This is a genomic window from Pseudomonas sp. S37 (assembly GCF_016658545.1).
Taxonomy (GTDB): domain Bacteria; phylum Pseudomonadota; class Gammaproteobacteria; order Pseudomonadales; family Pseudomonadaceae; genus Aquipseudomonas.
The window spans coordinates 18,109-30,470 of record NZ_JACVZC010000075.1 but is presented as its reverse complement, the minus strand read 5'-3'; the positions used below and the strand labels follow the sequence as shown (position 1 = coordinate 30,470).

General features: G+C 65.8%; 15 protein-coding genes. All 15 read right to left on the bottom strand.

The features are described 5' to 3' along the window. Window positions 1-59 precede the first annotated feature (59 nt). The gene (locus tag IAE39_RS19925; RefSeq protein WP_201205710.1) at window positions 60-908 is read right to left on the bottom strand and encodes a CsgG/HfaB family protein; all 849 of its coding nucleotides are present in this window, start codon (window positions 906-908) and stop codon (window positions 60-62) included. A gap of 34 nt (window positions 909-942) precedes the next feature. Further along, complete coding sequence (locus IAE39_RS19920; protein WP_201205708.1) at window positions 943-1,356, bottom strand: curli assembly protein CsgF; 414 nt, start codon at window positions 1,354-1,356, stop codon at window positions 943-945. Continuing rightward, complete coding sequence (gene csgE / locus IAE39_RS19915) at window positions 1,353-1,754, bottom strand: curli production assembly/transport protein CsgE (protein ID WP_201205706.1); 402 nt, start codon at window positions 1,752-1,754, stop codon at window positions 1,353-1,355. Before csgE ends, IAE39_RS19920 begins: the two co-directional genes overlap by 4 nt. Next, on the bottom strand, window positions 1,751-2,278 hold the full coding sequence (locus IAE39_RS19910; protein WP_201205697.1) for a type II secretion system protein: 528 nt from the start codon (window positions 2,276-2,278) through the stop codon (window positions 1,751-1,753). The genes csgE and IAE39_RS19910 overlap by 4 nt, the downstream gene beginning before the upstream one ends. Next, complete coding sequence (locus IAE39_RS19905) at window positions 2,253-2,627, bottom strand: type II secretion system protein (RefSeq protein ID WP_201205695.1); 375 nt, start codon at window positions 2,625-2,627, stop codon at window positions 2,253-2,255. Before IAE39_RS19905 ends, IAE39_RS19910 begins: the two co-directional genes overlap by 26 nt. A gap of 5 nt (window positions 2,628-2,632) precedes the next feature. Continuing rightward, the gene (locus IAE39_RS19900; RefSeq protein ID WP_201205693.1) at window positions 2,633-3,112 is read right to left on the bottom strand and encodes a type II secretion system protein; all 480 of its coding nucleotides are present in this window, start codon (window positions 3,110-3,112) and stop codon (window positions 2,633-2,635) included. Continuing rightward, window positions 3,109-4,974 carry a secretin N-terminal domain-containing protein gene (locus IAE39_RS19895; RefSeq protein ID WP_201205692.1) on the bottom strand — a complete coding sequence of 622 codons (1,866 nt, stop codon included), beginning with the start codon at window positions 4,972-4,974 and terminating at the stop codon, window positions 3,109-3,111. The genes IAE39_RS19900 and IAE39_RS19895 overlap by 4 nt, the downstream gene beginning before the upstream one ends. Continuing rightward, window positions 4,971-5,480: a hypothetical protein gene (locus tag IAE39_RS19890; RefSeq protein ID WP_201205690.1), complete on the bottom strand. Its 510-nt coding sequence runs from the start codon at window positions 5,478-5,480 to the stop codon at window positions 4,971-4,973. The genes IAE39_RS19895 and IAE39_RS19890 overlap by 4 nt, the downstream gene beginning before the upstream one ends. Beyond that, window positions 5,480-6,043, bottom strand: coding sequence for a type 4a pilus biogenesis protein PilO (pilO, locus tag IAE39_RS19885; protein WP_201205688.1), 564 nt, complete (start codon window positions 6,041-6,043; stop codon window positions 5,480-5,482). Before pilO ends, IAE39_RS19890 begins: the two co-directional genes overlap by 1 nt. Then, window positions 6,030-6,572 carry a pilus assembly protein gene (locus IAE39_RS19880; RefSeq protein ID WP_201205686.1) on the bottom strand — a complete coding sequence of 181 codons (543 nt, stop codon included), beginning with the start codon at window positions 6,570-6,572 and terminating at the stop codon, window positions 6,030-6,032. Before IAE39_RS19880 ends, pilO begins: the two co-directional genes overlap by 14 nt. 1 nt (window position 6,573) lies before the next feature. Then, window positions 6,574-7,365: a hypothetical protein gene (locus IAE39_RS19875; protein ID WP_201205684.1), complete on the bottom strand. Its 792-nt coding sequence runs from the start codon at window positions 7,363-7,365 to the stop codon at window positions 6,574-6,576. Beyond that, window positions 7,349-9,154, bottom strand: a complete 1,806-nt coding sequence (locus tag IAE39_RS19870) for a GspE/PulE family protein (protein ID WP_236548713.1) — start codon at window positions 9,152-9,154, stop codon at window positions 7,349-7,351. The genes IAE39_RS19875 and IAE39_RS19870 overlap by 17 nt, the downstream gene beginning before the upstream one ends. Before the next feature lie 60 nt (window positions 9,155-9,214). Then, on the bottom strand, window positions 9,215-9,748 hold the full coding sequence (locus tag IAE39_RS19865) for a response regulator (protein WP_201205680.1): 534 nt from the start codon (window positions 9,746-9,748) through the stop codon (window positions 9,215-9,217). 249 nt (window positions 9,749-9,997) lie between these two features. Then, window positions 9,998-10,639, bottom strand: coding sequence for a SurA N-terminal domain-containing protein (locus IAE39_RS19860; RefSeq protein ID WP_201205678.1), 642 nt, complete (start codon window positions 10,637-10,639; stop codon window positions 9,998-10,000). Window positions 10,640-10,651: 12 nt separating this feature from the next. Beyond that, window positions 10,652-12,136 carry a cytochrome c/ABC transporter substrate-binding protein gene (locus IAE39_RS19855; RefSeq protein ID WP_201205675.1) on the bottom strand — a complete coding sequence of 495 codons (1,485 nt, stop codon included), beginning with the start codon at window positions 12,134-12,136 and terminating at the stop codon, window positions 10,652-10,654. Window positions 12,137-12,362: the final 226 nt, after the last annotated feature.

The following is a 12,362-nucleotide window of genomic DNA, read 5'->3' as shown; positions in this document are numbered from 1 at the left end:
GCGCCCCCGGGCTTTCGGGGGGGGGGGGGTCCCCCCCGCGAAGAGGCCCTCAAACCCAATCACTGCGGCTGATTCTGGCTCAGGTACTTGTCCACCGTAGCCTTGCCATCCCCCGCATCCCCCGCCACCTGCCACAGCCGCCGCTCAATCCCCTGCGCCAGCAAATGCCCCACCGCCGCCTCGATCGCCGACAGCACGCACAGCTGCGCCGGTTCGTTGGTGGTGTAGCCCACCTCGGCCTCCAGCAGCTTCTTGAACTCGATGAACTTGAACACCCCGGCACTTCGCCCGACCGAGTAGATGGTCTTGCTGGTCATCACGTTGGCCAGCACCTGCCCGGTGCGCACGTCCACCGCGCGCAGGTTCACGGTTACCTGGTCGACGCGGTACTCGCGGGAGATGTCGATCCCCAGGTAACGGGCACCTTCGCCGCCACTGCGTACGTTGGTGTCGTAGGCGATGATGCCGCCCTCAAGCATCAGGTTGGCGGCCTGCAACGGGGGCAGTTCGCCCATGATGTTTTCCGCCACATCAGGCTTTTTCTGCGAAGCACGGATGATCTTACGCTCGGTCAGCAGGTTCTGCAGGCCTTCACGCTCCAGCACCACGAACCAGCCACTGGCGCTCAGGGCGTCCATCAGCATGCTCGCCGCGCCCTGGGTAACGCTGGTGGAAAACGAGCTGGCCGGGGTTGGCTTGTACTGGCCAGTCTGGTCGCGGAAGCCGTACACCACCGCCATCAGCCGGCCCTTGGGCCGGGGCATGTTGATCAGGTCGTAGTAGGTCGAGGCCCGCGGGGTCAGGGTCGGGGTTTCCGAGTCCTGTTCGGCGGGCATCGGTTCGCGCAGGCCACAACCTTGCAGGCCCAGGGCGGTGAGGATCAGCAGCGTGCTCAGCAGACGTTTCATGGTGTTCTCTCCCCAACATAAAAGCCCTTCCCTCTCAGGGGTTCAGGCCGCTGACCTCAATGATCGAAGTTTCTCCTGTGGCGCGATCGGTGACCTTGATGCTCAAGGCCCCGGAGTCGTCGATTACGTCAATCAGGAAGGTGTCGGTGGCCATGCTCCCGGTCTGGCCATTGCTGATGTTGTCCAGCAACTGCGACAACATCCGCGACTGCAACTGGTTGCTGAAGCGCTCCAGGGCCGAGGTGCCGGAAAAGGCCGAGGTGCGGTCCTTGAGGTCGGGGTCGTCGTAGTCGTTCTGCGCCTGGGCGTTGTTCAGCAGCCAGGTGCCGTTCAACGGGTTGCCGCCAAACGCCGGGTTGACCGGGGTGTACACCAGCTCGGTGGCCTGGGCAGCGCAGGCGCTGGCCAGCAGGCAGGCGGCAATGCAACGTGGAATGCGGTGGTTCATAGCTCGTCCCTCTCCAAGTCGGTGGTGTCCTGCAGCAGGCGTTGCAGCTTGCGTTGAATGATTTGCTGCTTGACCAGGTCCGCCGCTGCGACGGCCTCGTCTTTGAGTTCGGTGGTGTTCGGTGGCAGGAAGCGCCGGTACATCACCTCGCGCTCGAACTCCACCGTGACCAGGCTGCCCCAGCGGGCATCCGGGCGTTCGCGTACCACCAGGTTGAAGTCCAGCCGGCTGGTGGCACGCAGGCGGTCGGCGAAGTAGTAGTAAAAGTCGTGACCGATGTGCGAGATGGTGTTGTCGACGATAAAACCCTGCATCTCGTCTTCCTCACCGGCCTTGGCCGACGTGGCCAGCACGGCCAGCAACAGCAGGCCCAGGTACAGCGCGGCCAGGCGGTTCATGGCGTATCTCCCGGGCCGCTGTGGGTCTGTGCGCCGGCGGCGCTTTCGGTAAACGCCTGCTCGGCGACGAACTGCCAGTCGCTGTAGTGCTCCAGCCCTTCGAACCCGCTCCATTCGGTGCGAAAGCCACTGCGCTTGAACGGGGTTTGGTCCGAGCGGCTGTGCACGCCGGTGATGCGGCCGTCGATCGAGCGCAGCAGGCCCCACTCGTCGCTGTTGGTGACGGGGTCGGGGTACAGCCGGCGAATGTGCCGTTTGGCCTGCGGGAAGCGGTTGTCCTGCAGCAGGTCGGCCAGCTCCTGCGGGTACTGGGCCAGCCCAGGGGATGAGCGGTAGTAGCTGCGCAGGGCCTGGGCATACTGGCTGCCCACCCACAGCAGCTGGCGTTCGCGGTCGCGCTGGGCGGCGCTGGCCCAGATCGTGCCGGTGGCGGCCAGGGCCACGCTGCTGACCGCAATCAGCAGCAGCACGCCCAGGTAGGTGAAGCCGCCGTCGGCCTTACCATTCAGCGAAGAGGCTGCCATCACGCGCCCTCCCTGTTGCACCGCTCTTGATATCGGCCACGCCACCGGCCACGCCTTCTGGCGGCGGCACCAGCTGCCAGGCATCGCTGCGTTCGGTGATCGGGTCGATCGGGGTATTGCGCAGGTAGCGCAACTCGACCAGCTGTTCCAGCGAGTCGGGGTAGTGCCCGGTGTCGCCGTAGAAGTGGTCCAGCGACTCACGCAGCACTGCCAGGCTCTGGCGCAAGGTGGCCTCACGGGAGCTTTCCAGGCTGTTGAAGTAGCGCGGCATGGCGATGGTCATCAGCGTGGCGATGATCGCCATCACCACCAGCAGTTCGATCAGGGTGAAGCCTTTGTTGCGTTTCATGGCTGTCACCATTGCCCGTAAGGGATGTTGTTCAGGCCTTTGCCGCGGGCCTTGGAATACACGTCGAATACGTCCTCGCCTTCGCGCGGGCTGTCGGCGCTGCTGTCGTAGGCGCGCAGGCCCCAGCCACCCTGGTCTTCGTCCTTGGCCGCCAGCAGCGGGTCGTGCGGGATGCGCCGTAGGAAGTAGAACTTGGCGCCTTTGGCACTGCGCACATCGCGCACGCCTTCCACCAGCACCTGCAGGTTCGGCGGGTAGCCGCTGGCGTCCAGGCGCTTCTCGATGTAGCCGGCATCGAAGGCGCGCTTGTAGGCGTCGATGGCGTCGCGAATCTGGTACAGCGCCTCGCGCAACTGCTGCTCCTTGCCGCGGCGTACCACGGTTTCGGTCAGCGGCGCGGCCATGCTGGCCAGCAGGCCGAGCAGTGCCAGGGTCAGCACCACCTCGATCAGGCTGAAGCCGTGCATGTGGCGCCGGGCTTTCATGGCCGTGGGCTCCCGTTGACCGGTGCGGCAGCCATCTGGCTCTCTACCACCGGCGCATCGGTGGTGGGCGTATTGCCAGGCACATCGACCGGCGGCAACGGCGCCATCTGCCGTACCTGCATGGCCGATTCGGTACCGGTGGAGAACTCCATGTCCGACGGGCTCTGGTACGGCAGGTTGCGTACGATGCGCGGGGTAATCGCCAGCACCAGTTCGCTCTTGCTCATGTCGTCCTTGTTGCTGCCGAACAGCCGCCCCAGGCCGGGAATGTCGCCAAGCCCGGGGATCTTGTTGCCACTGGCGTTGTGGTCGTTGCGCACCAGGCCGGCCAGCACCTGGGTTTCGCCATCGTGCAGGCGCAGGCTGGTCTGCGCGTTGCGGGTGTCGACCTGGACCGGGATGGTGCCCTGGCGGGTGGCTTCCAGCGGGGTGGCGTTACTGACCTCCAGCGCCACCTTGATCGCCACTTCGTTGTTCAGGTGCACGGTGGGTTGCACTTCAAGCTTCAGGCCGACGTCCAGGTAGGTGACGCTTTCGGTGATCACCGGGCCCTGGGTGGACGGCACCGAGGTGGCGCTGATGATCGGCACCCGCTGGCCGATGTGGATGCGCGCCTGCTCGCGGTTGCTGACACGGATCACCGGGCTGGCCAGGGTGTTGATGTCCTTGTCCTGGGCATTGATCTTGGCCTGCGGCGCCGGCGAAATGCTGATGCGGCTGGAGTCGATGCCGCGCAGCTGGTCGAGCACGCTGACCGACTTGCCCTCGGAGTTCAGCACGCCGAAGGTGTTGGGCCATTGCAGGCCCAGGTCGAGGATGCGCGAAGTGGCCACTTCCATCACCTCCACCTCCAGCACCACCTCGGGGTTGGACTGGTCCTGCGACTGCAGCAGCTTCTCGGCCATGCGCACGGCATCCGGGGTGTCGCGCATGGTCAGGGTGTTCAGGCGTTCGTCAACGAACACGTCGCGGGTCTTGAGCATGGTCTTGACCATGTTCAGCGCGGTGTTGGCGTCGATGCTGGTCAGGTAGAAGGTGCGCATGACCAGTTCCTGGTAGTCCTTGGCCTTCTGCGGCGAGTCGGGGTAGACCATCAGGGTGTTGTCGTTGACGATCTTCTGGCGCAGCTGGTTCTGTTCCAGCAGCAGTGCGATCGCGTCCTCGATACGTACTTCACGCACGAAGATGGTGGCCTTCATGTCCGGGCGCAGGTCCTTGTCGAAGATGAAGTTGATGCCGGCCACCTGCGACAGCACCTCGAAGATGGTCTTCAGGTTGGCGTCGCGAAACTCCAGGGTGACCGGCCGCTCCAGCTTGCTGCGCAGCTGCGGGAACGGCTGCGCGGTGCGCGCCTGGACGTTCTCGATGTCGGTGCGCAGGGCAATGCCCTTCTGGTTCTGCGGGTCCAGGCGCAGCACTTCGCGCATGTAGCGCTCGGCACCAAACAGGTCACCCTGGCGCAGTGCCGCCTGGCCCAGCGCCACACGCTCGTCGAGGGTGCGGATCAGCTCGAGCTGGCGGATACCCTCCTGGGCGCGGCGGTTGTTCGGCTCCAGGGTCAGCACCCGGCCATAGCCCATGCGGGCATTGGCGAAGTCATGGCGAATGCGGTCGCTGTCGGCCTGGGTAATCAGCGCCTCCACCGCCGCCTGGCGGCTGTGGGCCAGGGCGATGTTCAGTTCGGTGTCACGCGGGTCATCGCGCAGGGCTTCTTCCAGGCGGGCAATGCCCGCCTCGTACTGGCCCTCTTTCAACAACTGGTCACTGTCCTTGCGCACGGCGCTGGAGCCGCACCCGGCGATGGCCACGCACAGCGCCACCAGCAGGAACGGAGCAGGTTTGCACAGCTTTGACGACTTCATGGTGCGCTCCCTACAGACAAAGTCTGCGACTGATGCAAAGGCAGGTAGACCAGGCTCAGCTCGCTGGCCGAGACGCGGTCGAGGCGGTAGGTGTCTTCGATGACGTCGCCTTGGCGCACGACGTAGAGTTTCTCGCCGCTCTGCAGGAAGATCTGCAGGTCGTCGCGCTCGCCCATGCGGCCGATGAACTGGAATGGCAGGGCTGGGGCGGTTGGCGCCGGGGGTGCCACCGGGGCGGTGATGACGGGTTGTTCGGTGACGGTGGCCAGGGCTTGGGGTTTGGTCCATTGCTGGGTTGGGAACAGATTGCGGGAGGCCTGTTCCGGCCCTTTCGCGGGTGAACCCGCTCCCACAGATTTGGCGGTGTCCACTGCCCCTGTGGGAGCGGGTTTACCCGCGAACGCCGCGACGCCATCGTCCTGCCCAAACCAATGATCAGGCGCCCAGGCCAGCGCCGCGCTCACGCCAAGAAAACCAACCCAGATCACTGCACGTTGTCTGTTCATCACGACCTCGACAGGTAAAGGGTCATGCGCAGGCGGGCGTTCAGCTCGCTGTCGCCGATGCGTTTGCGTTGCAGCTCCAGGTCTTCCAGCACCAGGGTCGGCAGTTGCTTGAGCAGGCCCTTGAGGAAGCCGCGAATCTGCGGATAGCTGCCGCGTACCGGCAGCACGATCTGGTAGCGCGCCAGCTGGGTCTTGGGATCGACGCCCAGGGCGTACTCACCGCGGGCCAGGCTGATGTGCTCGGCGCTGGCCAGGTGGTACAGGCGTTCGATCAGCTCGCTGGCCTGGGGCTGCCCCGGCAGTTGCTGGCGCAGGCTGTCCAGTGCCTGTTGCTCGGGTTTGACGGCAATCTTCAGCTCGCCGCGCTTGACCCGCTGCACCTGCACGCTGGCGTCTGCTTCGGTAGCACGCAGCTCACGTACGCTCTGCCACTGCGGAAGCACCCCGGCAGCGACCACGCCGATGGCCAGCAAGCCGACGGCGACTGCCGCCAGGCCGACCGGGCCGACACGGCGCAGGCGCTCCTGAAGGATCAGGCTGTTGAGCGAGTCAAGGGCGCGCATGGCCGGTCTCCCAGGTAGCAGTAAGGGTAAAGCGCACCGGGTGCTCGGGCTGCGCTGCCAGCACCTCGTGGTTGAGCAGCGACACATCGCTGAGCTCGTCACTGGCATCCAGGCGCTGGTGGTACTGCAGCATCGCTTCCAGGTTGCGCGCCTCGGCGGTAATGCGGACCTGGCCCTTGCGCGCATCCGGGGTCAGGCCAAGCAGTGCGACGTCGTCCTGTGGCATGGCTTCGAGCATGGCGAACAACTGTTGCCACGGGCGTTGCAACTGCTGCGAAACGCTGCGCATCTGCGCCAGGCGCTCGGCCTGCTCACGGCTGGCGGCGCTGCTCAGCGGCGCTGCAGTGGCCGGGCGGCGGCCCAGTTGCAGCTCCAGGGTATGTACGCTGGCCTCCAGGTCGACCTGCTCGGCCTGCAAGTTGTGTTGCAGCAGCACCAGGCCGGCGACCACGGCGCTGCCCAGGGCGAGCAGCGACCAGGCCAACGGGCTGCTGCGCCGGGGCTGGAATTCCAGGTCGAGGCGGCGCATGTCAGGCCACCGCCCGCCACATGGCGCACAGCGGGTCGGCTTCGCTGGCCGGCTGGCACAGCTGCACCGCCGCCAGTTGCGGCACGTCGCCCCGGCCCGGGGCATGCAGATAGACCCGTGGCAGGTGCTCGCCGTACAGCTCGCAGGTGCGCTCGATCAAGGCCTGCAAGGCCTGGTCGCTGTCGGCGCAGCCTTGCGCCAGCACTTGCTGCCAGGCACCACCGGCGGCCAGCAGCAGCACACTGCGGCGCGGTTCTGCCAGTACGAAAAGGAAATCGCCCTGCTCCAGTTGCGCCGAGCAGCGGTTGTAGGCCGCCATCAGGTACGGTTGCACCGAGCGCAGGTTCAGGCGGCTTTCCCGGCCCAGCGCCTGCAGCCGTTGCAGCAACGCTTCGGGCAGCGCCGTGGCGATGCGCGCAGCGCCCGCTGGCTCTGGCGACAGCACGATGCGCCAGTCGTCCAGCGGCTGCCCGTAGAGGTTTTCGAAGCAAGCCCGGGCGTAGGCATCCAGCTCGCGCGGGTGGCCGATGGCATCGCTCCAGGGCACCAGGCAGAAGCGGCTGTAACGGGCCGACAGCAACACGCGCAACTGGGCACCGCGTACGGCATGCTCGGCCAGCAATGCGGCCAGCGCATCCACTGCGGCTTCCCAGGCCGGTTGGGCGGCATCGCAGCTGAACGCGCGGCTGCCCAGCCATTGGTGGTTGTTCTTGTGCCAGCGACCCAGGCCGACACCTTCGGCGCCGAGTACGGCGGTGTATTTGCAAGAGCAACGATCAGATGAATGTGACACGGTTGATCTCCTCAAGGGTCGTGCGGCCGTCACGGACCAGGTCCAGGGCCGAGGCCCGCAGCAGGCGCAGGCCGCGCTGGCAGGCTGTTGTCTTGATCTGCGACAAGGGGCGGCGCTCGACAATCATCTGCCGCAGGTCGTCGTCCAGGTGCAGCAGTTCGGCGATGGCGCTGCGCCCGCGATAGCCGCTGCCACGGCACTGGCCGCAACCCTGGGCGCGCACGAACTTCCAGCCAGCCACGCCTTCGCGGGTCAGGCCCGAGCCAAACAGGGTGTCGTCGTCGTGTTCGCAAGGCGTGGCACAGTGTGGGCAGGCCAGGCGGATCAGGCGCTGGGCCAGCACCGCGTTCAGGGCAGAAACGAAGCTGTAGGGGTCGACCTGCATCTGGCTGAAGCGGCCGATCACGTCGAACACGTTGTTGGCGTGGATGGTGGTGAACACCAGGTGGCCGGTAAGCGCCGACTGCACGGCAATTTGCGCGGTGTCCGGGTCGCGGATTTCACCGACCAGGATCTTGTCCGGGTCGTGGCGCAGGATCGAACGCAGGCCGCGGGCGAAGGTCAGGCCCTTCTTCTCGTTGACCGGGATCTGCAGCACGCCGGGTAGCTGGTACTCGACCGGGTCTTCGATGGTGATGATCTTGTCCACGCCATGGTTGATCTCGCTGATCATGGCGTACAGCGTGGTGGTCTTGCCGCTGCCGGTGGGGCCGGTGACCAGGATCATGCCGTAGGGCTCAGCGGCCAACCGGCGCAGGGCCCGCAAGGTCTCGTCGGCAAAACCCAGGGCCTGCAGCTGCACGCCGCTGACCCGGTCGGACAGGTCCTGCTTGTCAAGCACCCGCAGCACCGCGTCTTCACCGAAGATGCTGGGCATGATCGAAACGCGGAAGTCGATTTGCCGGTCGCCCACGGCAACCTTGAAACGGCCGTCCTGGGGTACGCGTTTTTCGCCGATGTCCAGCTCGGCCATGACCTTGATACGTGAAATCACCTGGTCGGCGAAGGCGCTGCCGCTGGCTTTGCCGGCGCCGTTGAGCACGCCGTCGATGCGGTACTTGATGGTCAGGCCCTGGCCGGTCATGCCCAGGTGGATGTCGCTGGCGTGCAGCTTGAGGGCGTCGTACAGGGTGGAGTTGACCAGCTTGACCACGCGGCTCTGGTCTTCGCTGATGCTGGCCAGCGAAAGCCGTTGCAGCGGGTCGCTTTCGCTGCTGGCCTCGGCGTCGTGGTCGAGGGCATCGACGGCGTGGAAGCTTTCTTCGTGGCGGGCCAGGAAGGTGGCCAGTTCGGCGGCGTGGGCCAGGTACAGCGGCGCGCCTTGCAGCACGTCGTCGATCCAGGCCAGGCGGGCATGGTCGAAGGGGTCGGCGAATACGCCGAGCAGTTGGCCGCCCTGCTCGATCAGCACGAATTCGCGCTTCAGGCACATGGCCAGGCTGACCTTGTCGAAGCGTGGGCTGCTGGCCAGCAGGGTGTGGCTGTCTAGCACCGGGTAGTGCAGGGTCAGGCCCAGGCGTTTGGTGAAGGTGGCCGGGGTGTCGCAGGCCAGGCGTTCCAGGCAGTTGAGCAGGCGCTCTTCGGTGGCTTGCAGGCGGGCCTGGGCCAGGAGGTCGCGGGGGTAGGCCTGGAATTGTTTTTCCTGTTCCGGCCCTTTCGCGGGTGAACCCGCTCCCACAGGTACATCACAGGTCTGTGGGCTGCAAACATCCTGTGGGAGCGGGTTTACCCGCGAAGAGGCCGGTGCAGGCAGTAAAGCTTCCCGGGTTGCATCGAATGCTTCTGGCATGGCCTGCGACTCCGCTCAGGGGCGCGTCGCAGGCTGGCTCGGCCAGGGGTGCGGGCGCCGCTATTCCCCTGTGAGCAGTTGATCGTCGTCGGGCCCAGGTGGCTTGGCGCCGTTACGGCGGCGGTCGGCCAACACCCAGCTTCCATCGTACAACTGCAGGGGGAACGATTCGTTCCTGTTCTGGCGTCGTTCGACGAACCCTTCTGCCGGGTTGTCCGTGGCCCTGCGCCGGCGCTCGATGCCCAGCAGGTCGAAGATTGCACGGGCCAGTTCCACCAACGGGAACGGCTTGAACAGGACGTGGCTCACACCCAGTTCGGCGGCCCGCTCACGCACCTCGACGGTGGGGTGGGCGGTAATCAGCACGAAGTGGCACTGCCTGTTCTTGCGTACAGCCTCCAGCACCTGAAAACCTTCCATGTCGGGCAAGCGGTAATCCAGCACAACTACTTGCGGTGCCAGGCTTGCAGCCTGTTCGATACCACTGGCACCGTCGTGGGCAACATGAACTTCCAGGCCTTGCGCCTGCAGGTACGCTTGCAGGTTCTGCGCAAGAGTCTGTTCGTCATCGACTACCAATACTCTGTTCACCAAGGTCGACTCCCAAGAACTGCCCGGTTACCCGGTCTGCGAAGTGCGCCCTTGTACAGGCTTGAGCAGGCTTCGTGCCAGGCGTGAATAGTCATGTTGCACCGCTGTAACTTACTGATTTGACTGGGATGCCGGCCAGCACCCAAAAACTGTTGGGCAGGCACACCCCGCCGGTTCCCCACATGCGGGGAAAATGATGGCACATTGCCAAATGCTGATTCCCCAGCTTTGGGGGCAACGCCATCAGGCTCTTCAGTCAGCGACCTCCACTGTAGCGGATTCGCGCAAACGTTGGCGCACGGATTGACGCGCCTGCGCTTGTGTCTGACTGATGAGCAAGGCCCTGGCCAACACCAGGCCCTGTTCGCGTATGACCGAAGGGTTATCACTTTGGTTCTGCGCTCCTTGCAGTCTTTCTTTGTTGGCATCATAAAATGCCTCCACGTCGGCCTGGCTCGGCGCGTCGACTGCGCTAAGCCGGGCATACACCTGCTGGGCCGCCATCTCGTGCCGGGTGTATTCAGTGTACTGTGCCCGATCAAAGCCTGCCTCTGCCAGGCGCTGCTCGAAAATGGCCGGGCTGCCAAAGGCGCTTTCCACCTCACCGACGTGCGCCGCCACTTGCTCATTGCTGATGGCGATGCCTTGGCGCTGCGCTTCCTGCCACAGCAGTTCCTTGTCGATCAGCTCGTTCAGCGCCTGGTCGCGCAGGCGCTTGTACAGGTTCGGGTTGCGGATGCTGGTCAGCGCACGGCCCTGGGCATTCAGGTACTCGGCAAAGTAGCGCTCCAGGCGCATCAGCCCGATCTCTACGCCATTGACCCGCGCGGCAGGCACGTCAGCCCAGCTTGCCCGCGTCATCACCAGCAACAGGCACAACAATACAATACGCATGGCAACCTCCGTTCAAGGGCTGTCCGCTACTGGCTGGTAGGGGGTAACCGAGGTGAACCGCGGCCCTGGCAGGGCCACCGCCACTACATGCGCCCCGGCCATGCCCTGGCGGCGACCGGGGCCAAAGCCCAGTGCCGGGGTCAGGCCGGTGGCCACATCGTGCAGGCCTTCCAGCGCGGCAATCAGTTGCTCGCGGCTGGCATCACGGCCTATCTGCTTCAGGGCTTCGCTCAACAGCCGCAGTGCGCACAGGGTATTGACCTGCAGCGACGCATGGCGTGGGTCAAGGCCCTGACGCTGTTGCAGCCCGGCCAGGGTTGCCAGGCCTTGCGCGGTCCAGTCTTCCGGCACATAGGGGTATGCCAGGAACAGCCGTTGCGACCACTGTTCGGGCAGGCGCGCCACCGCCCCGGCCACCTGGCTGGAGGCGGCGAACAGGTAAGGTTGGCGGCCCACAACCTGCAACGCTGCGGCCAGCTCGGCAAAGGCCTGGGCGCGGCCCAGGAAGACGATGCCCTGCCCGTCCACGGCCTGGCCGTCGAAGGCCTGGATCGCGGGCGGCATCCACCCCTGCTGCAGCAAACGTTCGCGCAGCTGCTCGGCCACAGCTGCCTGTTCGTTGCCGGCATACACCACGCGCAGGTCGCCCGGGGCCAGGCCCAGCGCCGTGCGAGCATGGCCGGCCAGGCTCAGCAACTGCTCGGGCAGGCCGGGTAGCGGGTCAAAAATCTGCGCACTGCCGCCGCTGCGCGGCGTGCTGCCAATCAGCGGCACGTTCTGCGGCGCCAGCAAGGCGGCCAGGCGCTGGTCGAGCATCGGCACCAGTGGTGCGATCAGGGCGAACACCCGCTCCTGTTCCAGCAACTGCTGCACGGCGCGTTCGGCACTGAGCGGGTCGGGGCCTGGGTCGAGCACCACCAGTTGCAGGCGCCGGCCGTGGATACCGCCTTGCTGGTTGAGTTGCGCCACGCCATCTTCCAGTACCGCACGTATCACCTGCCCGGCTTCGGCAAGCGGGCCGCTGGCGGGGAGCAAGGTGCCCAGGCGCAGCACGCCCTCCTCTACACCGGGGTCGCGTTCCTGGGCCAGGCGCTTGAGGTAGGCGGTGAGGTTGCGCTGGTCGGCCAGGGTCAGCTCGAAGCGTGGCATGGCCGGGTCCAGGCGGTTGCCGGCAGGGTCGATGCCCTGCTGGACGGCCCGGGCCAGGCTGCTGTCGGTGTAGGCCGGGTAACTACGCCCATTGACCTCGCGCTTGCCCTGGCCGATTGCCAGGCGTTGCCAGTCGAGGCTGGGCGGGCGCACACCGCCTTCGGCCCGGCCACGGCCATCGCTGCCGTGGCAGCTGGCACAGGGCAGTACGCTGGCGGGGACGGCCATGTCGCTGGCACCGACCCGGGCCTGCAGTTGTGCGTCGCTGCTGGAGAGGCCCTCGCGGTAGAGGCGCTTGCCGGCTTGTTCGTGGTCGGTGAGGTCAAGGGCGAATGCAGCGCTGCTCATGACAAAGCTTAATGCGAATGCCAGATAGCGCACCGCAATTGCAAAACTGGCGCAAATCCCTGTAGGAGCGGCCTTGCGTCGCGATCGGGCGCGCAGCGGCCGCAGAACAGGCGAATGCGTTTCATCAGGTGCACCGCATGTGCCGGTTTTACGGCCGCTGCGCGCCCGATCGCGACGCAAGGCCGCTCCTACAGGGATCTGTGCCAGCCTTGCCGTAATACTGCCC